The sequence below is a fragment of the Rhodococcus sp. NPDC003382 genome (genome assembly GCF_053589135.1).
In genome coordinates, this window is sequence record NZ_JBSFRH010000032.1 from 1 (window position 1) to 22,248 (window position 22,248).

General features: G+C 69.5%; 19 protein-coding genes and 1 riboswitch. Of the genes, 9 read left to right on the forward strand and 10 right to left on the reverse strand.

Translation table 11 applies throughout. The features are described from left to right. Window positions 1-102: 102 nt before the first annotated feature. From ACWDUD_RS20615 to ctaD, 4 genes are all read left to right on the forward strand, one after another. Window positions 103-1,185: an alpha/beta fold hydrolase gene (locus ACWDUD_RS20615; protein ID WP_450110511.1), complete on the forward strand. Its 1,083-nt coding sequence runs from the start codon at window positions 103-105 to the stop codon at window positions 1,183-1,185. Between the two features lie 5 nt (window positions 1,186-1,190). After that, complete coding sequence (locus tag ACWDUD_RS20620; RefSeq protein WP_450110512.1) at window positions 1,191-2,408, forward strand: glycoside hydrolase family 1 protein; 1,218 nt, start codon at window positions 1,191-1,193, stop codon at window positions 2,406-2,408. 25 nt (window positions 2,409-2,433) lie between these two features. Further along, on the forward strand, window positions 2,434-3,066 hold the full coding sequence (gene rhtB / locus ACWDUD_RS20625) for a homoserine/homoserine lactone efflux protein (RefSeq protein WP_248674892.1): 633 nt from the start codon (window positions 2,434-2,436) through the stop codon (window positions 3,064-3,066). A gap of 202 nt (window positions 3,067-3,268) precedes the next feature. After that, window positions 3,269-4,981: an aa3-type cytochrome oxidase subunit I gene (gene ctaD, locus ACWDUD_RS20630; RefSeq protein WP_450110513.1), complete on the forward strand. Its 1,713-nt coding sequence runs from the start codon at window positions 3,269-3,271 to the stop codon at window positions 4,979-4,981. 48 nt (window positions 4,982-5,029) lie between these two features. Here ctaD and ACWDUD_RS20635 read toward each other — a convergent pair whose 3' ends face one another. Continuing rightward, window positions 5,030-5,329 (reverse strand): DUF2470 domain-containing protein, encoded by a 300-nt coding sequence (locus ACWDUD_RS20635; RefSeq protein WP_248674891.1) that lies wholly within the window; start codon window positions 5,327-5,329, stop codon window positions 5,030-5,032. Between the two features lie 159 nt (window positions 5,330-5,488). Between ACWDUD_RS20635 and ACWDUD_RS20640 the strand changes: the two genes are divergently transcribed. Then, window positions 5,489-5,917, forward strand: coding sequence for a CBS domain-containing protein (locus ACWDUD_RS20640; protein ID WP_450110473.1), 429 nt, complete (start codon window positions 5,489-5,491; stop codon window positions 5,915-5,917). A gap of 10 nt (window positions 5,918-5,927) precedes the next feature. Here ACWDUD_RS20640 and ACWDUD_RS20645 read toward each other — a convergent pair whose 3' ends face one another. The 3 genes from ACWDUD_RS20645 to thiC form a co-directional block, all read right to left on the reverse strand. Then, entirely contained in the window at window positions 5,928-7,322 is a 1,395-nt protein-coding gene (locus tag ACWDUD_RS20645) for a WS/DGAT/MGAT family O-acyltransferase (RefSeq protein ID WP_450110474.1), read from the reverse strand. Between the two features lie 179 nt (window positions 7,323-7,501). After that, entirely contained in the window at window positions 7,502-9,175 is a 1,674-nt protein-coding gene (locus ACWDUD_RS20650; RefSeq protein ID WP_450110475.1) for an MDR family MFS transporter, read from the reverse strand. 128 nt (window positions 9,176-9,303) lie between these two features. Then, the gene (thiC, locus tag ACWDUD_RS20655; protein ID WP_450110476.1) at window positions 9,304-11,034 is read right to left on the reverse strand and encodes a phosphomethylpyrimidine synthase ThiC; all 1,731 of its coding nucleotides are present in this window, start codon (window positions 11,032-11,034) and stop codon (window positions 9,304-9,306) included. Then, a riboswitch (TPP riboswitch) is annotated at window positions 11,033-11,142 on the reverse strand. (Overlaps the previous gene by 2 nt.) A gap of 327 nt (window positions 11,143-11,469) precedes the next feature. Here thiC and ACWDUD_RS20660 point away from each other — a divergent pair. Continuing rightward, window positions 11,470-13,152 (forward strand): PHA/PHB synthase family protein, encoded by a 1,683-nt coding sequence (locus tag ACWDUD_RS20660; RefSeq protein ID WP_450110477.1) that lies wholly within the window; start codon window positions 11,470-11,472, stop codon window positions 13,150-13,152. A gap of 124 nt (window positions 13,153-13,276) precedes the next feature. Here the strand turns inward: ACWDUD_RS20660 and nadC are convergent, their stop codons facing one another. Genes nadC through nadA form a run of 3 tightly spaced genes read right to left on the reverse strand, consistent with a single transcriptional unit; the run spans window position 13,277 to window position 16,746 of the window. Continuing rightward, window positions 13,277-14,143 carry a carboxylating nicotinate-nucleotide diphosphorylase gene (gene nadC, locus ACWDUD_RS20665; RefSeq protein WP_450110478.1) on the reverse strand — a complete coding sequence of 289 codons (867 nt, stop codon included), beginning with the start codon at window positions 14,141-14,143 and terminating at the stop codon, window positions 13,277-13,279. A gap of 3 nt (window positions 14,144-14,146) precedes the next feature. Then, window positions 14,147-15,718: an L-aspartate oxidase gene (locus tag ACWDUD_RS20670; RefSeq protein ID WP_450110479.1), complete on the reverse strand. Its 1,572-nt coding sequence runs from the start codon at window positions 15,716-15,718 to the stop codon at window positions 14,147-14,149. Further along, window positions 15,715-16,746, reverse strand: a complete 1,032-nt coding sequence (gene nadA / locus ACWDUD_RS20675) for a quinolinate synthase NadA (protein ID WP_197255389.1) — start codon at window positions 16,744-16,746, stop codon at window positions 15,715-15,717. Before nadA ends, ACWDUD_RS20670 begins: the two co-directional genes overlap by 4 nt. Window positions 16,747-16,826: 80 nt before the next feature. On the opposite strand from nadA, the gene ACWDUD_RS20680 reads away from it, so the two are divergent. Further along, entirely contained in the window at window positions 16,827-17,537 is a 711-nt protein-coding gene (locus ACWDUD_RS20680; RefSeq protein WP_450110480.1) for an NUDIX hydrolase, read from the forward strand. Here ACWDUD_RS20680 and ACWDUD_RS20685 read toward each other — a convergent pair. Further along, complete coding sequence (locus ACWDUD_RS20685; RefSeq protein ID WP_450110481.1) at window positions 17,500-18,102, reverse strand: radical SAM protein; 603 nt, start codon at window positions 18,100-18,102, stop codon at window positions 17,500-17,502. The two genes, ACWDUD_RS20680 and ACWDUD_RS20685, sit on opposite strands and share 38 nt — an antisense overlap. Before the next feature lie 325 nt (window positions 18,103-18,427). Here ACWDUD_RS20685 and ACWDUD_RS20690 point away from each other — a divergent pair, with 325 nt between their 5' ends. Beyond that, complete coding sequence (locus ACWDUD_RS20690) at window positions 18,428-20,176, forward strand: cutinase family protein (protein ID WP_450110482.1); 1,749 nt, start codon at window positions 18,428-18,430, stop codon at window positions 20,174-20,176. Between the two features lie 88 nt (window positions 20,177-20,264). On the opposite strand, the gene bsaP is transcribed toward ACWDUD_RS20690, so the two are convergent. Then, window positions 20,265-20,462 (reverse strand): biotin synthase auxiliary protein BsaP, encoded by a 198-nt coding sequence (bsaP, locus tag ACWDUD_RS20695; protein ID WP_197256707.1) that lies wholly within the window; start codon window positions 20,460-20,462, stop codon window positions 20,265-20,267. Between the two features lies 1 nt (window position 20,463). Continuing rightward, window positions 20,464-21,477 carry a biotin synthase BioB gene (gene bioB, locus ACWDUD_RS20700; RefSeq protein ID WP_197256709.1) on the reverse strand — a complete coding sequence of 338 codons (1,014 nt, stop codon included), beginning with the start codon at window positions 21,475-21,477 and terminating at the stop codon, window positions 20,464-20,466. 120 nt (window positions 21,478-21,597) lie between these two features. Here bioB and ACWDUD_RS20705 point away from each other — a divergent pair, with 120 nt between their 5' ends. Next, complete coding sequence (locus ACWDUD_RS20705) at window positions 21,598-22,224, forward strand: TetR/AcrR family transcriptional regulator C-terminal domain-containing protein (RefSeq protein ID WP_450110483.1); 627 nt, start codon at window positions 21,598-21,600, stop codon at window positions 22,222-22,224. The last annotated feature ends 24 nt before the right edge of the window (window positions 22,225-22,248 follow it).

A 22,248-nucleotide genomic window follows, 5' to 3' on the forward strand; every position in this document is an offset into this window, starting at 1 on the left:
GCAGGTACCGCCCGAGACCGGACCGGTGCAGATCGCCCGCTGCCGTCGCGATCAGGCCGATCCCCGCCACCCGGCGGCCGATCTCGTGCGGATGCCGCGGCGATCGCCGGTTGGAGCGCCTATCTGCTCGGTCTGGCCCGGCGCGGTGCCGGTCCGCTCGACATCGTCGACGACGCCACCGCGTTCGTGAACGTCCTCACCGACCGCGACCGGCCCGGCTGGGCCCATCCGTGGCCCGTGGCCCTGCAGTGGCCGCTCGCGCGGCTGCGGGACTGCACCGTCGCATCACCGTCGGCGGCCGGGACCGTGCCCACCCTGCTCCTGCCACCGCAGGCCGGCACCGATTCGTGCATCGTCGACCACTCCACCGAACGCAGCCAGATCGCGGCGCTGCACGCCGGCGGACTGACCCGGCTGTACTGCCTGGACTGGCTACCCGCGACGGCCGAGACCGACGGCGACTCGATCGACGAACATCTGGCCGTCGTCGCCGAGGCGGTGGCCCACCTCGGCGGACGGGTCAATCTCATCGGTGACAGCCAGGGCGGGTGGCTCGCCACCGTGTACGCGGCGCTGCACCCCGACGAGGTACACACGCTGACCGTCGCGGGAGCCCCGATCGACTTCCACGCCGACCGGCCGGGACTCGGCCTGCTCGGCCACCTGCCCCGCAGGATGGGCGCCGCCGCCGCGGCCCTGGTCTACGACACCGGGCACCTGTTCGGCGTCCACCTCACCGACCCCGTCGGCGAGGTGCAACGGGCGATGGACCTGCTCGGCGGGCTCGACGACCCCGAGGTGATCGCGCGGATCACCGAGCAGCGCCGCTGGTTCGTGTGGCGCCAGCCGATCCCCGCCGCGTTCCGGGACTGGATCGTCGAGCACCTCGTGGTGGGCAACGAACTGGCCCGCGGGGAACTGGTGATCGGCGGGCGGCGCGTCGACCTCACCGAGATCGACTGCCCTCTGGTTCTGCTCGCCGGTACCGGCGACCTGCTGGCCCCGCCCGCACAGGTGCACGCCCTGGCCGCGCTCGTGGGCACCGCACCCGAACGGATCGCCCTGCACACCGTCGAGGACGGGCACATCGGGCTGTTCGTCGGGCGCCGGGTCCTGGCCGAACAGTGGACCCCGATCGCGTCCGCCGTCGCAGCGCAGTCCGGATCGGCAGCGGGGTTCGGGTGAACCGGGTGCGGGCGGCGGTCGTCGCGGTCGCGCTGATCCTCACCGCGTCGATCCTGCCCACAACGGCCGCAGCGGCACCGACCGAGTTGGCACCGACCGAGTTGGCACCGACCGAGTTTCTGTGGGGCGTCTCCTCGTCCGGCTTCCAATCCGAGGGCTCGTCGCCGGACAGCAACTGGTCGCGCTACTCGGCCTCGGGCCGCACCCGCGACCCGATCGGTGCCGCCGTCGACTTCCGCCACCGCTATCGCGAGGACATCGCGCGCGCCGCCGACCTCGGGGTGGACGTGTTCCGGTTCTCCGTCGAATGGGCCCGGGTCCAGCCGCGGGCAGATCACTGGGACGAGACGGAGTTCGCGTACTACGACGACGTGGTCGCCGCGATCCGGGAGCACGGCATGACGCCGATGATCACCCTGGACCACTGGGTGTATCCCGGGTGGATCGCCGACCGCGGCGGCTGGGCCGATCCCGGCACGGTCGCGGCCTGGCTGGCCAACGCCGAACGGGTGGTCGCCCGGTACGCGAGCGTCGGGGCGCTGTGGGTCACCGTCAACGAACCGACGATCTACGTGCGGCAGGAACTCACCTTCGGCGGGTTGTTCCCCACCGACGTCCCCCGCATGTTCGACGGGCTCGTCGCCGCGCACCGCGGTGCGTACGAGCTGATCCACCGGCACGATCCGGACGCGAAGGTCACCTCGAACGTCGCGTACATCCCCGGCGCCCAGTCCTACCTGGACACGTTGTTCCTCGACCGCGTCCGCGACCGCCTGGACTTCGTCGGGGTCGACTACTACTACGGGGTGGAGCCCGGCAATCTCACCGCGATCCACGCCGCGTTCGACGACTTCGCGGCGGTGCGCCCGCATCCGCAGGGGCTGCACGACGCGCTGATGGACTACACCCGGCGGTATCCGGGGCTGCCGCTGTACGTCGTCGAGAACGGTATGCCCACCGCCGACGGGGCGCCGCGTCCGGACGGCTGGACCCGCTCCCGGCACCTGCGCGAGCACGTCGCCGCGGTGGCCCGCGCGATCGACGACGGCGCACCGGTGTTCGGCTACAACTACTGGTCGCTCACCGACAACTACGAATGGGGCTCGTACACGCCACGGTTCGGGCTCTACACGGTCGACGCCCGCACCGATCCGACACTGGCCCGCCGCCCCACCGACGGCGTCGAGGCCTATCGCGCGATCATCGGCGGCGGCGCACCCTAGATCTGCGCTGTCCTAGAATCGTGCGATGACCTGGCAGATGTGGCTCGCCTTCCTCGGCGCGGCGTGGGTGATCAGCCTGTCCCCCGGCGCCGGGGCCGTCGCGTCGATGTCCTCGGGACTCGCGCACGGCCTGCGCCGCGGCTACTGGAACATCCTCGGTCTGCAACTGGGTCTGCTGCTGCAGATCGCGGTGGTCGCCGCGGGCGTCGGCGCCGTCCTGGCCCGGTCCGCGACCGCGTTCACCGTCATCAAGTGGTTCGGCGTCGCGTATCTCGTGTATCTCGGAATCCGGCAGTGGCGGGCCCGGCCCACCGAAACCGAGGCCGAGACGCCGACGCGGGGCGCGTCCGCGCCGGCGCTGGTGCTGCGGGGCTTCCTCGTCAACGCCTCGAATCCGAAGGCCGTCGTCTTCATGCTGGCGGTGCTGCCGCAGTTCCTGGAACCGGCGGCGCCGCTGTTGCCGCAGTATCTGGCGATCGCGGCGACCATGGTCGCCGTCGACGTCGTCGTGATGACCGGCTACACCGGTCTGGCCGCGCGCGTGCTCACCCTGATGCGGTCCCCGCGGCAGCAGTCGATCACCAACCGCGTGTTCTCCGGACTGTTCCTGACCGCGGCTGCGTTCCTGGCGACGGTGCGCCGCGCCGCGACGGTCTGACCCGCCCCCCGAAAGCCCCGCGAGCGCCGGCGGAACGGGGTTACGCTGGCCCGGACCAGCCAACTGCCGGTCGTCCGGTACCGGGTGTCGGTACCCGCGTCCGAACCTCTCGGTGGTGCACGACTCGGCCGTTCTCGGACGGCGGACCGGAGGCATCGTGAATCCAGTGGTGACCGCACCCGCGCCCCGCGCGACGCGTCCCATGCCCGCGCGTTATCACCTCAAGGGCTCGGTGCTCTACAAGCTGATGACCACGACCGATCCCAAGGACCTCGGGATCATGTACATGGTCACTTCGTTCGGGTTCTTCCTGGCCGGCGGCCTGATGGCAATGCTGATGCGCGCCGAACTCGCGGTCCCGGGCATGCAGTTCCTGTCGAACGAGCAGTACAACCAGTTGTTCACCGTGCACGGCGGCGTGATGCTGCTGATGTACGCGACGCCGATCGTGTTCGGTTTCGCGAACTACATCCTGCCGTTGCAGATCGGCGCCCCCGACGTCGCGTTCCCGCGTCTGAACGCCCTGAGCTACTGGCTGTACCTGTTCGGTGCGCTGATCGTCGTCTCGTCGTTCATCACCCCGGGCGGCGCCCCCGACTTCGGCTGGACCTCCTACACCCCACTGTCCGACGTGACGCACACGCCCGGCGTCGGCGCGAACCTGTGGGTGATGGGTCTGGCCATCATGGGTCTGGGCACGATCCTCGGCGCCGTGAACATGACCACGACGGTCGTGTGCCTGCGGGCCCCCGGCATGACCATGTTCCGGATGCCGATCTTCACCTGGAACATCCTCATCACCAGCGTGCTGATCCTGCTGGTGTTCCCGCTGCTCACCGCCGCGTTCATGGGGCTGTTCGTCGACCGGGTGCTGAACGGGAACGTCTACGACCCCGCCACCGGCGGGGTGATCCTGTGGCAGCACCTGTTCTGGTTCTTCGGGCACCCCGAGGTGTACGTGGTGGCGTTGCCGTTCTTCGGCATCGTCTCGGAGATCTTCCCGGTCTTCTCCCGCAAGCCGATCTTCGGGTATTCGGGTCTGGTGTACGCGACGATCGCGATCGCGGCCCTGTCTATCGCGGTGTGGGCGCACCACATGTACGCCACCGGCGCCGTGCTGCTGCCGTACTTCTCGTTCATGACGTTCCTCATCGCCGTCCCGACCGGCGTGAAGTTCTTCAACTGGATCGGCACGATGTGGAAGGGTCAGCTCACCTTCGAGACCCCGATGCTGTTCTCGGTCGGGTTCATCATCACGTTCCTCTTCGGTGGCCTGACCGGCATCATCCTCGCGAGCCCGCCGATGGACTTCCACCTGCACGACTCGTACTTCGTGGTCGCGCACTTCCACTACGTGCTCTTCGGCACCATCGTGTTCGCCACCTACGCGGGCATCTACTTCTGGTTCCCGAAGATGACCGGCCGGATGCTCGACGAACGCCTGGGACGGTGGCACTTCTGGCTGACGTTCATCGGCTTCCACACCACCTTCCTGGTGCAGCACTGGCTGGGCAACGAGGGCATGCCGCGTCGCTACGCCGACTACCTGCCCACCGACGGCTTCACCACGCTGAACAGCATCTCATCCGTGGGCGCGTTCATCCTCGGCGCGTCGACGCTGCCGTTCCTGTGGAACGTCTTCAAGAGCTACCGGTACGGCCAGGTCGTCACGGTCGACGACCCGTGGGGTTACGGCAACTCGCTCGAGTGGGCCACCTCCTGCCCGCCGCCGCGGCACAACTTCACGGAGCTGCCGCGCATCCGTTCGGAGCGTCCGGCGTTCGAGCTGCACTACCCGCACATGTCGGATCGGATGCGCGCCGAATCGCACGTCGGCTGGGGCAGCGGCAGCCACGAGGTCACCGAAGGAGCGAACCTCCAGGATCTCGCCGACCGCACGCCGAAGGAATACTGACCGCCCGCGATCGTGGAGTACCGACCGCCCGCGGTCAGGGTTGTCGAGTCAGTGCTCGGCGGGCGCGACGCCGAGTCGCTCGCACGCCGCGTGGTAGAGCGCCACCACCGCGCCACGGATCGCCGCCCGGTCGCCGGCCGGTTCGAGCCACGGCACCCGCACGATCCGCTCGTCGCCGTCGCCGGTGGTCAGCTGCCACTGCCCCGCCTCGGCGTCGAGACCGATCATGCGCGCCGCCGTGGCGGTGGGCTCCGCGAAGGCACGGACGATCAGCAGGTTGTCGTCGGCATGGTCGTCGTTCATGTGTCCGGTCACGGCAGCAACGACGTCGGCATCGAATCGAGTCACGGCGAGGAGCCTAGCGAAGCCGAAACCGGCGCAGACAGCCGCGCATCGGTCACGAGTCGGTAAAGACCCCGGGGCGGGTCGCGACCCTGGCATACGCTCGATGTCTGCCGATGCTGGACGCGGGCGGATAACGGAAAAGCGGATGGATCGGAGATCCGGATGCGAATCGCGGATGTGCTGCGCAACAAGGGCCGGAACGTGGTGACCGTGCCCCCGACCGCGACGGTCGGGGAGGTTGTCGAAGTCCTGGCCACCCGAAACCTGGGTGCCCTGGTCGTCCTCGAGGACACCGCCCCGATCGGCATCGTCACCGAACGCGACGTGGTCCGGCTGATCCACGTGCACGGCCCCGGCGTCCTCGATGCACGCGTCTCCGACGTGATGACCACGGCGATGTACACGTGCCTGCCGAGCGACAGCGTCGACAGTCTCGCCGAGACCATGACCGAGCGGCGGATCCGGCACCTGCCCGTGCTCGTGGACGGGCACCTCGCGGGCATCGTCAGCATCGGCGACATCGTCAAGAGCCGCATCGACGAACTGCAGGCCGAACGCGACCAGCTCGAGTCGTACATCGACCACGGCTGACGACCACCGCCTACGCCGGGGCCCCCACCTCGTAGGCAGCCTCGAGCGCCTCGAGTTCCGCGCCGAGATGATCGAGCAGTGGATGCAACTGCCGGATGCTGCGCCCGCACGACGTGAGACCGAACGCGATCTCGCCGTCGGTGCTCGTGCACGTGATGTTCAGCGCCTGCCCGTCGACCGGCACCGACAGCGGATACAGGGCGTCGACGCGGCAACCGTTCCAGTACAACGGATCCGTGGGACCGGGCACGTTCGAGACGATCACGTTGAACGGTGGCCGCGGCAACGCCCGGTTCCCGGTGAGCACCCCCACCGCGAGCGGCGCGATGCCCAGGGCACTCGCCGCGAGCCGCGACACCGTCGACATCCCTTCCATCGACTGCTTGCCCTCGGCCATCGAGTCCCGGACGGCCTTCAGGCGGGCATGCGGGTCCGCGAGGTGGGTAGCGATATTGCACATGAGGACGCCGACGTCGTTGCCGCCCGGATCCTTGTCCTTGCGCAGCGACACCGGGACCATCGCGATGAGCGGATCGTCGGGCAGGGCGTCGTGTTCGAGCATGAACGTGCGCAGCGCGCCCGCCGACATCGCGAGCACCACGTCGTTGACGGTGGCATCGGCAGCCTTCGCGACCATCTGCACGCGTTCGAGCGGCCACGAGCGGGCCGCGAACCGGCGTGCCCCCGCGATGGGCACGTTGAACATGCTGTTCGGCGCGGACAGCGACATCGACCCACCGCGGTCGTGCAGCGCCCGATCGACGGTCCCCACCAGCGCCGGCACGATCCCGACGGCCTCCGCGACGGTCGCGCGCACCGCGCGGACGATCGCGCCGGGCAGGTCGATGGCGGTGCCGACCGCGGACCTCGCCGGGTTCGAGCGGTCCACGGTGCCCCACGGCGCCGGCATCCCGGTCTCGCACGGATCGGGGGAGAGCACCCGCCGCAGCAGTTTCATCGCGCCGACACCGTCGGCGAGGGCGTGGTGGATCTTGACGTAGATCGCGTACCTGCCGTCGGCCAGCCCCTCGATCAGGTAGATCTCCCACAGGGGCCGGGACCGGTCCAGGACGGTGCTGTGCAGGCGCGACACCAGCTCCCACAGCTCGTCGATACCGCCCGGTCGCGGCAGGGCGTTGAAGCGCACGTGGTGGTCGAGATCGAAGCGAGGATCCTCCTCCCACGCCCACTGCCAGAGCGTGGACAGCGACCGCACCGCGCGGCGGCGCCACAGCGGCGCCACAGCGTCGTCGCGGGACAACGCCTCGACGAACAGAGCTCGAACGTCCTGATCGGTGGCGCCCTCCGGTGGCTGCAGCAGCAGCAGTCCCCCGACGTGCATCGGATGCTCACGGGACTCGCCGAGCAGGAACATCGAATCGGTCGGTGACATCGGTAACCGCATTCGGTTTCTTTCCGCTACCCGCCACGCGAGAGCTCACTTCGGGGTGAGCCCCCTGCAGCTCACCGGAAAAGCACCCGCAGTGAGAGCGATCACATCGGGTGCTCTCCAAAGTTCTACGTGATGAACCACCGGGATCGCCACCGTTCGAACGACCGATCTGATGCACTGCGAATGCATGTTCAGTTACCGGTGTCCGTGGCCCGGGCCGCGGCGAGGCCGGAATCGGGTCGCAGCGGTACCTCCCGCCAGAGCAGCACCAGCACGACCGTCACCACACCGACGACCGAGGTCACGAGGAAGACCGTGTCCATCGCGTCGGCGAACCCGTCGGCGAGCGGTCGCGCGAGAACCGGGTTCAGCCGCTGCACGATCGAACTGTCCCCGAGCACCGATTCGAGCGCACCCGGATCCCGTTCGAGCACACCGCGGGCGAACGACGCGTCGACCGGATCACCCCCGCGCGTCGCCGCGGTCAGCGCCGACCGGAAACCGGGATCGGCGGCCGCGGCGGCCAGACGCTCGGCGATCGCGGAAGTGACTCGGGCGAACAGGATCGACAGGAACACCGCCACCCCGAGGGTGCCGCCGATCTGCCGGAAGAACGTGGCCGCCGCGGTGGACACCCCCATGTCCTGCGGTGGCAACGCGTTCTGCAACGCGAGGGTGATCGGCTGCAGGAGATTGCCCAGGCCGAACCCGAGGATCGCCATGTAGGCCATCACGAGCGCCAGCGCCGTGTCCGTGGCGATCGTGTGCAGCAGGAACATGCCGACGGTGAGCATCGCCGATCCGATGATCGGGTAGATCCGGTAGTGCCCGGTGTGCGCGATGAGCTGGCCCGAGAACACCGAGCCGGTCATGATGCCGAGCACCATCGGGATCATCTGCAGCCCGGCGACCGTCGGTGACGATCCACGCACCACCTGCAGGTACTGCGGCAGCAGTGAGATGCCTCCGAACATCGCGGTGCCGACGAGCAGCGAGATCAGCACACCCAGCGCGAACGTGCGATTGCGGAAGAACCGCATCGGGATCAGCGCCGCGTCCTTCATTCCGATCTCGACGGCGACGAACACCGCCACCCCGACACCGCCGACGAGATAGCAGCTCACCGCCGGGCCGCTGCCCCAGCCCCATTCGCGGCCCTGTTCGGCGACGACGAGCAGCGGCACCACCGCGACGACGAGCGCCAGCGCACCCCACCAGTCGATGCGGATCGCCCGGCGCTGCGCGGGCAGCCGCAGATTGCGGGCCACCACCGCGAGGGCGAGCACCCCGACGGGAACGTTGACCAGGAACACCCACCGCCAGCCCGTGATACCGAGCAGGCTGCCGGTCCCGGCGAAGAAACCGCCGAGGACCGGACCGAGCACGCTGGAGACGCCGAACACGGCGAGGAAGTACGCCTGGTATTTGGCACGTTCGCGAGGCGCGAGGATGTCGCCGAGAATCGCCAGCGCCAGCGACATCAGGCCGCCGGCGCCGATGCCCTGGATCGCCCGGAACGCGGCGAGCATGTACACCGAGGTGGCGAACGAGCACAGCAGCGAACCCAGCAGGAACACGGAGATCGCCGTCAGGTACAGCCGGCGTCGCCCGTAGATGTCGGACAGCTTGCCGTACAGCGGCGTCGTGATCGTCGCGGTGACGAGATACGCCGTGGTGACCCACGCCTGCAGCGCATAGCCGTTCAGGTCGTCGGCGATCGTCCGGATCGCGGTGGCGACGACGGTCTGATCGAGGGCGGCCAGGAACATCCCCAGCATCAATCCGCTGAGGATGGAGAGGATCTCGCGGTGCGTGAACGCGACCGATGCGGCCGGGTCGGCACGGTCGCGGTCGGTGCCCGTCACCGTTCCACTCTGTGCCCGGCCCGGCCCGTCGGCAAGTACCACCTGTCGTCAGCGGCGTGACCTCGCCGGACACGCCCGGCGTGCTCGCCGACCCGACCCTGCCGCCGTCCCGTTCCGCCGGCGAACCCTCAGGGGGACGGGACGGCGGGTGTCTCGAGGTAGACCGTGCCGCCGGCGGCTCGGAACTCGGCGGATTTGTGCTGCATCCCGGCGACGACCGCCTGCTCGGTGGCATCACCGAACCGGTCCCGGATGTCCTGGGAGATGCGCATGGAGCAGAACTTCGGCCCGCACATCGAGCAGAAGTGCGCGGTCTTGGCCGGTTCGGCCGGCAGCGTCTCGTCGTGGAACTCCTCGGCGGTCTCCGGATCCAGGGACAGAGCGAACTGGTCCCGCCACCGGAACTCGAAACGCGCCTTCGACAACGCGTCGTCACGCTCGGCGGCACCGGGATGACCCTTGGCGAGGTCCGCGGCGTGGGCGGCGATCTTGTACGTGATCACCCCGGTCTTCACGTCGTCCCGGTTCGGCAGTCCCAGATGCTCCTTCGGCGTGACGTAGCACAGCATCGCCGTGCCGTAGCGGGCGATCTCGGCGGCCCCGATCGCGGAGGTGATGTGGTCGTAGCCCGGGGCGATGTCGGTCACCAGCGGGCCCAGGGTGTAGAAGGGCGCGCCGTGACACAGCTTCTGCTGCCGCTCCACGTTCTCCCGCACCAGGTGCAGCGGGACGTGGCCGGGCCCCTCCACCATGACCTGCACGTCGTGGGCCCAGGCGCGGGCGGTCAGCTCGGCGAGGGTGTCCAGCTCGGCGAACTGGGCGGCGTCGTTGGCGTCGGCGATCGACCCGGGCCGCAGCCCGTCACCGAGGGAGAAAGCGACGTCGTAGCGGGCGAAGATCTCGCAGAGCTCGTCGAAGTGGGTGTAGAGGAAATTCTCCTCGTGGTGGGCCAGGCACCACCCGGCCATGATCGACCCGCCCCGGGAGACGATGCCGGTGACCCGCTCGGCGGTCAGCGGCACGTAGCGCAGCAGCACCCCGGCATGGATGGTCATGTAGTCCACGCCCTGTTCGCACTGCTCGATCACGGTGTCGCGGAAAATCTCCCAGGTCAATGCTTCCGCCTGCCCGTTGACCTTCTCCAGGGCCTGGTAGATCGGCACCGTGCCGATCGGCACCGGGGAGTTGCGGATGATCCACTCCCGGGTGGTGTGGATGTCCTCGCCGGTGGACAGGTCCATCACGGTGTCCGCGCCCCAGCGGGTGGCCCAGCGCATCTTGTCCACCTCCTCGGCGATGGAGCCGGTCACCGCCGAGTTGCCGATGTTGGCGTTGATCTTCACCAGGAACGCCCTGCCGATGATCATCGGCTCGGACTCGGGATGGTTGATGTTGGCCGGGATGATCGCCCGCCCCGCCGCCAGTTCGGTGCGTACCAGTTCCACATCGCAGTTCTCCCGCAATGCCACGAACCGCATCTCCTGGGTGATGATCCCGGCCCTGGCGTAGTGCATCTGCGTGACCGTCCGGCCCGCCTTCGCCCGCACCGGGACGCGGCGGGGGCCTTTCCACTCCCGGGACGCCTCACCACGCCGGGCGGCCGAGCGACCGTCGTCGAGCAGATCCCGTTCCCGGCCCGGGTACTGCTCGACGTCGCCGCGAGCGGCGATCCAGGAGGCCCGTGCCGGCGGGAGCCCGACCTCCGGGTCGCTGCCGGGACCCTCGGTGCGGTAGACCCGCAGTGGCGGGTTCGGGACCCCGCCCGGGGAGTTCTCCAAGCGGATTTCCGTGACGGGAACGTGGAGGTCGTGTTCCTCGTCGTGGACATGGGTCAGGGCATGGGGGTTCGATGCGCTCATCGGAACTGTGCCTACTTCCTTCGCCGGCATTACCCGGACAGGTTCGACGGTCGCAGGCTGCGTCAGCCCGATCTCAGCCCCTGCAATAGGGCTCCCGTGTGGACGGCACCGACACTAACACCGTTGCCGGCCCGGGTATCCCACCAGGGTCCGCACCGACGGTGCGCCTTCAGGGACTTGCGTTGCTGTGATGGATGTTTCGTGGTCACGATGGATGTTTCGTGGTCACGCGGATTGGGCATCGCCGAGATCGCACCCGGTGCTGTCGATATCCATTCGTACACCGCTGCTTCCGTCGTCCGGAACGTCGCGCCGAGCTCCTCCGCGTCGAGATACATACTGCTTGAATGTGCTGTCTTGTAATGCAATTCGATATCGTCGGCCGCCACGGCACCTATGCGGTGCGACAATTCAGGTGTCGAAGGGAGACCCGCGATGACCCAGACACGACCCGTGATCAGGGACGACGTCGAGGAATCGATCGGCGGTGGCGAGGACGTCGCACCCCCTGGGCTCGGGATGGCCCTCGGCGCCCTGGCCGATGTGTTCGGCCACGGACGGACAGTGGCCCGGCACAGCGCCGCGTTCGGCAAGGAACTGGCGAAGATCGCCGTCGGCCGGTCGACGGTGGCCCCGGCCAAGGGCGATCGCCGGTTCGCCGACCCGGCATGGGATACACACCCGGCCTACCACCGCCTCGAACAGACCTACCTGGCGGCCACGGGCGCCGTCGACGGCGTGGTCGACGACGTCGGCCGCGCGATCGACGCGCGCCGGGCGGCCGAGGCCAAATTCGCAGCCGACATCCTCACCGCGGCTCTGGCCCCGACGAACTACCTGTGGACCAACCCCGCGGCACTGAAGGAAGCGTTCGACACCGCCGGACTCAGTCTGGTGCGCGGCACCAAGCATTTCGTCTCCGATGTGATCGAGAACCGGGGCATGCCGTCGATGGTGCCGCGCGACGCCTTCACCGTCGGTAAGGACCTCGCGGTGACCCCGGGAGCGGTGGTCTCCCGCGACCCGGTCGCCGAGGTGATCCAGTACACCCCCACCACGACCACGGTGCGCAGCCGGCCGGTGCTGGTGGTGCCGCCACCGATCGGCCGGTACTACTTCCTGGACCTGCGGCCGGGACGCAGCTTCGTCGAGTACAACGTCGGCCGGGGCCTGCAGACCTTCATGCTGTCGTGGCGCAATCCCAGCGCCGAGCAGGGCGACTGGGACATGGACACCTACGCCGCGCGGATACTCCGGGCGATCGACGAGGTGCGGGAGATCACCGGCAGCGACGACGTGAACCTGATCGGGTTCTGCGCCGGCGGCATCCTCGCCACTACGGCGCTCAACCATCTCGCCGCTCAGGGCGATGACCGGGTGCACAGCATGGCGTACGCGGTGACGATGCTCGACTTCGGTAACCCGGCCTTGCTCGGCGCGTTCGCGCGCCCCGCGCTGGTCCGGTTCGCGAAGGGCCGCTCGCGCCGCAAGGGCCTGATCAGCGCCCGGGACATGGGCTCGGCGTTCACCTGGATGCGTCCGAACGATCTGGTGTTCAACTACGTCGTCAACAACTACCTGATGGGACGCACCCCGCCGGCGTTCGACATCCTCGCCTGGAACGCCGACGGCACCAACCTGCCCGGCGCCCTGCACGGTCAGTTCCTCGACATCTTCCGCGACAATCTGCTCGTCGAGCCGGGCGGGCTCACCGTGCTGGACACGCCGGTGGACCTGAAGTCGATCACCGTGCCCACCTTCGTCTCCGGTGCCATCGCCGATCACCTGACCGCGTGGCGCAGCTGCTACCGCACCACCCAATTGCTCGGCGGCGACACCGAGTTCGTGCTCAGCTTCTCCGGGCACATCGCCAGCCTGGTCAACCCGCCCGGCAACCCCAAGGCCCACTACTGGACCGGCGGCACACCGGGCCCGGATCCGGACACCTGGCTCGAGCACGCCGAACGACAGCAGGGCAGCTGGTGGGAGGCCTGGGCGGACTGGGCAATCGCCCGCAGCGGAGAGGAGACCGCCGCACCCGCCGCACCCGGCAGCGACCGGTATCCGCCGCTCGAGGCTGCCCCCGGCCGGTACGTGCGCGACCTTCCCGCCGACTGACCACCGGCCTGCACCCTGCATCAGGACAGCGGCCGCGGTGCCGAGCTCTCGTCACCGCGGCCGACTCCGCTCACTTCGCCTGGCGCGGAGGAAGATTCGCGCCGGATCGACGCCCGAACCGGTGTTACATGTCCAGGCCGAGATCGAGGACCGTCACCGAGTGCGTGAGCGCCCCGACCGCGAGGTAGTCGACGCCGGTGCGCGCGTAGTCCGCGGCGACCTCGAGGGTCAGCCCACCGGACGATTCGAGCCGGGTCTGCGGCGCGTGGGTGTTGCGGCGCTGCACCGCGATCTGCGTCTGCCACACCGGGAAGTTGTCGAGCAGGATCAGCTCGGCCTTCTCGGCGAGCACCTCGTCGAACTGTTCGAGGCTGTCCACCTCGACCTCGCACGGGATGCCCGGGGCGTGCGCACGCACTGCGCGCAGCGCCGCGACCACCGAACCGGCGGCGGCGACGTGGTTGTCCTTGATGAGCGCCTCGTCGCCGAGACCCATGCGGTGGTTGACGCCGCCACCGACGCGCACCGAGTACTTCTGCAGGGCGCGCATCCCGGGCAGCGTCTTGCGGCTGTCGCGGATCTTCGCCTCGGTTCCGGCGACCGCGTCCACCCAGTGCGCGGTCGCGGTGGCGATGCCGGACATGTGGCACATCAGGTTCAGCATGGTGCGCTCGGCGGTGAGCAGGCCCCGCGTCGGCGCCTCGACGGTGAGCACCGGCTCACCGGCCTGCACCCGATGCCCGTCCTGGACCCGGTCGAGCACCTGGTAGTTGCCGTCGCCGATCACCTCGTCGAGGACCATCAGGCCCACGTCGACGCCGGCGATCGTGCCCGGTGAGCGCGGCACCACCGCCGCGGCCGCGACCGCGTCCGCCGGCACCGTCGCTTCGGACGTGACGTCGGCGCCGTAACGCAGGTCCTCGTCGAGCGCGACCCGGATCAGGGTGAGGATCTCTTCGCGGTCGAGGCCTTCGGGCAACTCGGTGGCCATTGTCTAACGCACTCCTGTCAGGTCGGGGATGGTCAGGGCGACGTCGCCGTCGACCAGGCGGATCTCGAGGCTGCGCGCCTGCGCCGGATCGGTGTCGGGGCAGTCGCTGCGGGTGTGGCAGCCGCGGCTCTCGGTGCGGGCGCGTGCCGCGACGAGCAGCGCGTCCGCGGTGACGGTCAGCGCGGCGTCCTCGAGCGCGGTGGCGTCGGCGCACAGGGCGTACTCGGCGTCCAGGAGGCCGGCCTGGGCCGCGGCGAGCCCGGCGTCGTCGCGGACGACCGGGGCGTGGCGCGTCATCAGGGCCTGCAGGGTCGCGCGGTCCGCGCGCCGGCGGGCCGGCAACGTCGCGTCGGTCGCTTCCACGCGCAGTCCGGCGCGTTCCTCGGCGGCGGCGTGCCCGGCGCGTTCGCCGAGCACGAGTCCTTCGGGGAGGCTGTTCGACGCCAGCCGGTTCGCACCGTGCAGGCCGGTGCGGGCGACCTCCCCCGCCGCGTACAGGCCGGGCACCGCGGTGCGGCCGTGCACGTCGGTGACGACGCCGCCGCACGAGTAGTGCGCGGCCGGGGCGACCGGGATCAGGTCGACTGCCGGGTCGAGACCGACGGCCAGGCACGAGGCGGTGATCGTCGGGAACCGTTCGGCGAAGCCGTCGAGGTGCCGGGCGTCGAGGTACACGTGCTCCTCCCCCAGCACGGCGAGCCGCTCGGCGATGGCACGGGAGACCACGTCGCGGGGTGCGAGATCACCGAGCGGGTGCACGCCTGCGGTGATCGAGGCGCCGCGGGAATCGACGAGGCGTGCGCCCTCGCCGCGGACCGCCTCGCTGATGAGCGGGCGCCGGCCCTCGCCGCCCCGCGCGTACAGCACGGTCGGGTGGAACTGCACGAATTCGACGTCCGCGACCGCGGCACCGGCGTGCAACGCCAGTGCGATTCCGTCGGCGGTGGCGCCGGACGGATTGGTGCTGCACGCATACAGCTGGCCCAGCCCACCGGTGGCGAGCAGCACGGCGGGGGTGTGCACGACGCCGAGGCCGCGCTCGTCGAGGACGAGGACTCCGGTGACGCCGCGCGCATCGGTGAGGATCCGGGCGGCCGCAGCCCCGAACAGCACGGGCAGGCTCGCGGCGTTGAGCGCGCGCTGCACCTCCATGCCGGTGGCGTCGCCGCCGGCGTGGATGATGCGCCGGGTCGAGTGCCCGCCCTCGCGGGTGCGGGCGACGTCCCCGTCGCGGCCGCGGTCGAAGACGGCACCGAGATCGGTGAGCGCGGCGACGGCGTGCGGGCCGGCGCTGACGATGGAGCGGACCGCGTCCTCGTCACACAGGCCACCACCGGCGGCGAGGGTGTCGGCGACGTGCGAGTCGACGCTGTCCCCGGTCGGGGCGACCACGGCGATGCCGCCCTGCGCGTACTGGGTGGAGGTGTCGGTGGGGCCGCCCTTGCTGAGGGTGAGCACGGTCAGGCCGCGCCGCGCGGCCGCGCGGGCCGCGGTCAGTCCCGCAACCCCGCCGCCCACGACCACCAGGTCGGCGCGGGCCTCCCAGCCCACGCCGACCCCCGTAGGCGTCGTCACTCGCCGCCGCCGGGATTGCCGATGGCGATCATCCGCTGCACGGACAGGCGGGCGCGCTCGGCGACGGCCGGGTCCACGTGCACCTCGTCCTTGCCCTCGCGCAGGCAACGCAGCAGGGAGGCGGGGGTGATCATCTTCATGTACGGGCAGGAGGCGCGGTCGTTGACGGCCTGGAAGTCGATGCCCGGTGCGGCCTTGCGGAGCTGGTGGAGCATGCCGACCTCGGTGGCGACGAGGACCTGCTTGGCGCCGGTCGCGCGCGCGGCGTCGATCATGCCGCCGGTCGAGAGGATCTTGACCTTGTCGTCCGGCACGAAGCCTTCCCCGGCCAGGTAGAGGGCGGAGGTGGCGCAGCCGCATTCGGGGTGGACGAACAGGTCCGCGTCCGGGTGCGACTTGGCCTGGGCGGCCAGTTCCTCGCCGTTGATGCCGGCGTGGACGTGGCATTCGCCGGCCCAGATGTGCATGTTCTCGCGGCCGGTGACGCGCTTGACGTGGGCACCGAGGAACTGGTCGGGCAGGAACAGCACCTCACGGTCGGGGTCGATGGAGGCGACGACGTCGACCGCGTTCGAGGACGTGCAGCAGATGTCGGTCAGGCCCTTGACCTCGGCGGTGGTGTTGACGTACGAGACGACGACGGCGTCCGGGTACTCGGCTTTCCATTCGCGCAGCTGATCTGCGGTGATCGAGTCCGCGAGCGAGCAGCCGGCGCGCTCGTCCGGGATCAGCACTGTCTTGTTCGGGCTGAGGATCTTCGCGGTCTCGGCCATGAAGTGCACGCCGCAGAAGACGATGGTGTCCTCCTCCGCCTCGGCAGCGATGCGCGAGAGCGCGAGGGAGTCACCGACGTGATCTGCGATGTCCTGGATGGCAGGCAGCTGGTAGTTGTGCGCCAGCAGCGTCGCGTTGCGCTCGCGGGCCAGCCGACGGACCTCCTCGGCCCACTCCGGCGTCGCGTCGATGCCGGCGTAGCCGCCGGGGCCGTCGACGATTGCGGCGGCTCCCGCCCACTCGATCGTGGTCATGGACTGGCTCCTTCGTGCAATCCGGGGCGGGCTGCGCCCGGATTTCCGTATTCGGGGGTTTTCGACTTAGGATCGAAAACATGCCACATAGTAACACTCATCACGAAGTGCTCATCGTGGTGTTCCAGGTTCGCCACTTTCCGGCCACCCCCGAGAACCCCGCAACCGGGCCGGAACTGGCGGTTCTGCTCTGGCAGCGGGCCCTGGATCCGGAGGCCGGGACCTGGTCGCTGCCCGGTGGGCAGCTGCGCGACGACGAGGACCTCACCGCCTCTGCGCGCCGCCAGCTCGCCGAGAAGGTGGATGTGCGCGAGGTCTCCCATCTCGAACAGTTGTCGGTGTTCTCCGCCCCCCACCGCATCCCCGGCCCCCGTACCATCGCGTCCACCTATCTCGGCCTGATACCGAGCACGTCGGATCCGCAGTTGCCCGACGACACCGCCTGGCATCCCGTGGCGCACCTGCCGGAGACGTCCTTCGACCACGGCGTGATGGTCGACAACGCCCGTGCCCGCCTGGCGGCGAAGCTGTCCTACACGAACATCGCATTCGGGCTGGCCCCCGCGGAGTTCGCCATGTCGGAACTGCGCGACATCTATTGCGCCGCACTGGGTTACCAGGTCGATGCGACGAACCTGCAGCGAGTTCTCAAGCGCCGCAACGTGCTGACCGCAACCGGCACGACCGCCCCGCCCGGACGCACCGGGGGCCGCCCCGCCGCCCTCTACCGGTTCACCGACTCACGCCTGCGCGTCACCGACGAATTCGCCGCCCTGCGCCCGCCCGGCTGAGATGGATCGCGCCGGATCGAACATCCGGGCGCGGTGGATGATTCGAGACCGCGCACCGAGGCTTCGATCCTCGGAACCCCGCGGTGTCGTTGTCGATCGCCAGTACCGCCGCACGGGTCGGCACCTTCCGTTCGATCAGCCGGCGCAGGTTTCCGGTCGTGCGCCGATGGCTCCCCCGAACCTGTGTGACGGTGTCGTGGACCGCGGGATCGTCCGAGTAGACCGAGGTGGCGAAATGGATTCCGTTGGCTGTGTAGAATTCGAGGGTCGCCTCGTCGAGCCGCGTGAGGTTGGTGAACACCTCGACGAAATCGAATCCGACGTCGACACTCCGGCGCAGCAGCCGGCCGAATGCCGGATTGAGCTGCGGCTCCCCTCCGATGAACTGAATTTTCCGGCGGCCGAGTGCATACGCCTCGGCCGTGATCCGCGGCCACGCCTGCCCGATGGTGAACCAGATCTCACAGTCCGGAGCCGTCCGGGCTCTCCCAGCAAAACCAGCCGGCCCAGAGACTTTCGGCGGCACGGAGAAGGGCGCTCGGGTCGGGTTGTCGTCATCGGCCACGGATTCGTTCCTCCCGTGCAGTATTCGACATGCAACGGTCGGTGCCACGACAAAATCGAGATGCAGAGCCCGCGGTAGCCATCAGGCCACACCGCGTAGCCCTCAGGGAACATTGGGCGCGTCCGACATCCTACGAGTCGAAGCCACAGGGCCGCTGCGTTTTCGCTCATTCGCCCGCAGCCGGCACCACCTGGTACCGGACACAGATCGGCGACGCGGCCCACGGAAATGTAACGCCGTCGCCGGGGCAGCCGACATGCCCTGTGACGCGGGGGCACCCCATTGCGGGGTGGTCGATGGGTGACCACAACCGGATTGGACGGATATGGCAGAGCAGACGGCGTCGCACCGACGGCGGATCGCAGCGGGCCTGGCGGCCCCGGCAGTGTTGGGAGTGGCGGCGCTGGTAGCGGTCGCCGTGACGGGGACCGACACGCCGGTCAGAACGGACACCGCTCTGGTCGCGATGACCAACGAATGCCACGACATGGTGAGCATCGCCATCGGCGGCCGGACCGACACCCCGCGCACCGGTCAGCACGCAATGCTCACCACGCCCGACGGCACGACGCTGCCCGCCGCGATGTCCGGGGACTACAACAGCCCCTGGGTCGACCCGGTGGTCAACGCCCCGCGCGACGCCGGCAAGGACTACGCCGCGTTCTACGTCGAATATCCAGCGCACATGGCGACCTACGAGGACGCGGTCGAGACGGGCGTCGACAACGCCCAGACCGTGATGAAGGCGATCCGCGCCGAGTGCCCGAACACGCAGTTCGCGATCGTCGGATACAGCGAGGGCGCCGACGTGGCCCGCCGCGCCGCGATGGAGATCGGCAACCAGAAACCGAACGAGGACGGCTCGTACGACATCGTCGACCCGAACTACGTGGTCGGTGTCGTCATCCTCGCCGACGCCGGCCGCACCGCGGGCGAGGGTCCGTTCCCCGGCGCGCAGGATCCGTTCCGCAATCCCGACGGATACGACCGCCCCTACCAGTCCGGGAACACGAGCGCCGACGGCAGCGGCATCGCGACGGACACCAGCGGCAGCTTCGGCGCGCTGGACGGCAGGATCGCCTCGTTCTGCTCCGAGGGCGACTTCACGTGCGACGCCCCGGAGAACATCGCTCTGCTCCAACTCGCCTCGAACGTCGGCCGGCAGCTCAACATCGACCGGATGCAGGACGAAGGCCTCACCCTGGCGACCGGCCAGGACCTGGCCGTCACGGTCGGCCGCGTCGCGATGCTCGCGTTCGCCGACATCCAGGCGCAGGGCAACTGGATGCAGTCCGACGAGACCTTCCTCGACGTGCTGATCAAGGTGTCCGATCCCAGCTACACGCCGACCCAGCCGACGGACGTCGCCGCCGACACGGAGCTGAAGCTCAGTGCGGCGGAGAACCTGGTGTATCTGCCCGCGAAGGTGCGCAACGAGATCATCGGCTTCATCGCGGACAACGCGAACACCATCCCGGTCGCGCTGAGCGATCCCTACCAGCAGACCCTCGGCGAGGTCAGCGGACACCACTTCGACTACTGGCGCGACGCGGACGCGGCGAACGGCAAGCCGCTGACCTCGGCCGAATACGCCGCCCAGTGGCTCACCCACCTGGCCGAACAGGCCGACAAGGGTGAACTGCCCAAGTCCACCGCGAAGAGCGCCTCCGCGGACGCGCTCGCGGTGACCGCGGAGACCACCTCCGAGACCACGACGAGCACCACGACAACCCCGGGCACCGACGCGGTGACCACCGAGCCCGGGACCACCCCGGCCGGCACCACCGCGTCCACCGCGGGAACCACCACCACGGGAACGTCGGATGCCGCCCCGGCGCCGGTCGCCGACACCGCTGTGGCACCGGCCGCCACCGATCCGGCGGCAGCCTCCCTGACCGCGACCCCGGAGACGGTGACCGAAACCGCCACGACCGGGACCACCACGACCGAGACCACCACGTCCGGAACCACCACGACCGAGACGACGGAGACCGCACCGGCCACGTCGACGACGACCCGCACCACGACCGTCGCTCCCACCACGACGACCCCGGTTCCGCCGCAGCAGCGCTGAGCGGAACGGCAGCGCCGCACCGAACGACGACGAAGCCCGGAGGGTTCTTCCCTCCGGGCCTCGTCACATGTTCAGCGCAGTCGCACGCTCAGCGCTGCTCGTCCTGGGCCGAATCGATCGTGCCGTGGCGGGAGCACCGCGCCCACCATCCGTCCGGGGTGATCTGGACGATCATCCGGCGGCCGCACTGCGCGCAGAAGCGCGGCGGTTCGAGGCCGAGTTGCGCGGCACGCGGCCGGACCGGCTCGGCGCCGTCGAGCTCGGCGCCCGTGAACGGATCGAACATGTCAGAAGCTTTCGCTCAGGGCCTTGATCGGCATCTTCAGCTCGCCGAGCAGATCCAGATCGGATTCGGCGGGGCGTCCCAGCGTGGTGAGGTAGTTGCCGACGATGACGGCGTTGATGCCGCCGAGGATGCCCTGCTTGGCACCCAGGTCGCCGAGGGTGATCTCCCGTCCGCCGGCGAATCGCAGGATGGTGCGGGGCAGCGCGAGCCGGAACGCGGCGACCGCGCGCAGGGCGTCGGCCGCGGGCAACACGTCCAGGTCGCCGAAGGGCGTGCCGGGGCGCGGATTGAGGAAGTTCAGCGGCACCTCGTCCGGGCCGAGTTCGGCGAGTTCGGCGGCGAACTCGGCGCGCTGCTCGAGCGTCTCCCCCATCCCGAGGATGCCGCCGCAGCACACCTCCATACCCGCTTCGCGGACCATGCGCAGCGTCTCCCACCGTTCCTCCCAGGTGTGGGTGGTGACGACGTTCGGAAAGTACGAGCTGGAGGTCTCGAGGTTGTGGTTGTAGCGGTGCACACCCATCGCGGCGAGCTGGTCGACCTGCTCCTGGGTGAGCATGCCCAGCGAGCACGCGACCTGGATGTCGACCTCGTTGCGGATGGCCTCGACACCGGCGGCGACCTGCGCCATCAGCCGGGCGTCCGGGCCACGGACCGCGGCGACGATGCAGAACTCGGTGGCTCCGGTCTTGGCGGTCTGCTTCGCGGCCTCGACGAGGCTCGGGATGTCGAGCCACGCGGAGCGCACCGGGGAGGCGAACAGACCCGACTGCGAACAGAAGTGGCAGTCCTCGGGGCAGCCGCCGGTCTTGAGGCTGATGATGCCCTCGACCTCGACCTCGGGTCCGCACCACTTCATGCGCACGTCGTGCGCGAGGGTGAGCAGGTCCTCGAGCCTCTCGTCGGGCAGCTGCAGCACTTCGAGGATCTGGTCGCGGCGCAGACCGTCACCGCGGTCGAGCACCTGTTCGCGGGCCACCGCGAGGATGTCGGTGGGGGCGAGTGCCTTGGTCACGGCGGATCTCCTGGAGTATCGGGAACAAACTTGAACACCGTTCACTTGAACAGCGTTCAGGTTAGGGCGGTGGTCGACTACTGTCAAAGGGGACAAGCACGGAACAGAGGGAGCGAACAGGTGCAGTTGCGACGCGGCGACGTCCTCGACGGCGCCATGGCGATCCTCGACGAATACGGTCTCGGCGACCTGACGATGCGCAAGCTCGCCGGATCGCTCGGCGTGCAGCCGGGCGCCCTGTACTGGCATTTCCCCAACAAGCAGACACTGCTCGGCGCGATGGCCGACCACATCCTCGAGGGCGTGGACGCCCCGCCGAGCACCGAATCGTGGGACGAAGCCCTCGCCGAACTCGCCCACCGCTTCCGCGCCGCACTGCTCGCGCACCGCGACGGCGCCGAACTCGTCGCCTCCAGCTACGCGTCCCGGCTGACCACCTCCCGCGCCCGCGACAGTTTCGTCGCCGTCGCCCAGCGCGCGGGGCTGTCCCGCGCGCACGCCGAACTCGCCGGCTACGCGCTGCTGCACTATGTACTCGGCCACACCGTCGACGAGCAGTCGCGCCTCCAACTCGCGGAATTCGGCGCGCTCACGCGGTCCCCGGTCTCCCCCGACGTGACCACCGAAACCCCCGCTACCTCCGACGACGACCTGCTCGACGGCGATCCGGCGGTCCGGTTCGACTTCGGTCTGGATCTGCTCGTCGACGGCATCCGGCGCCGGCTCGACGAACACGTCACGCACTGACGGTTGGCGTCCTGTCGGACCCCT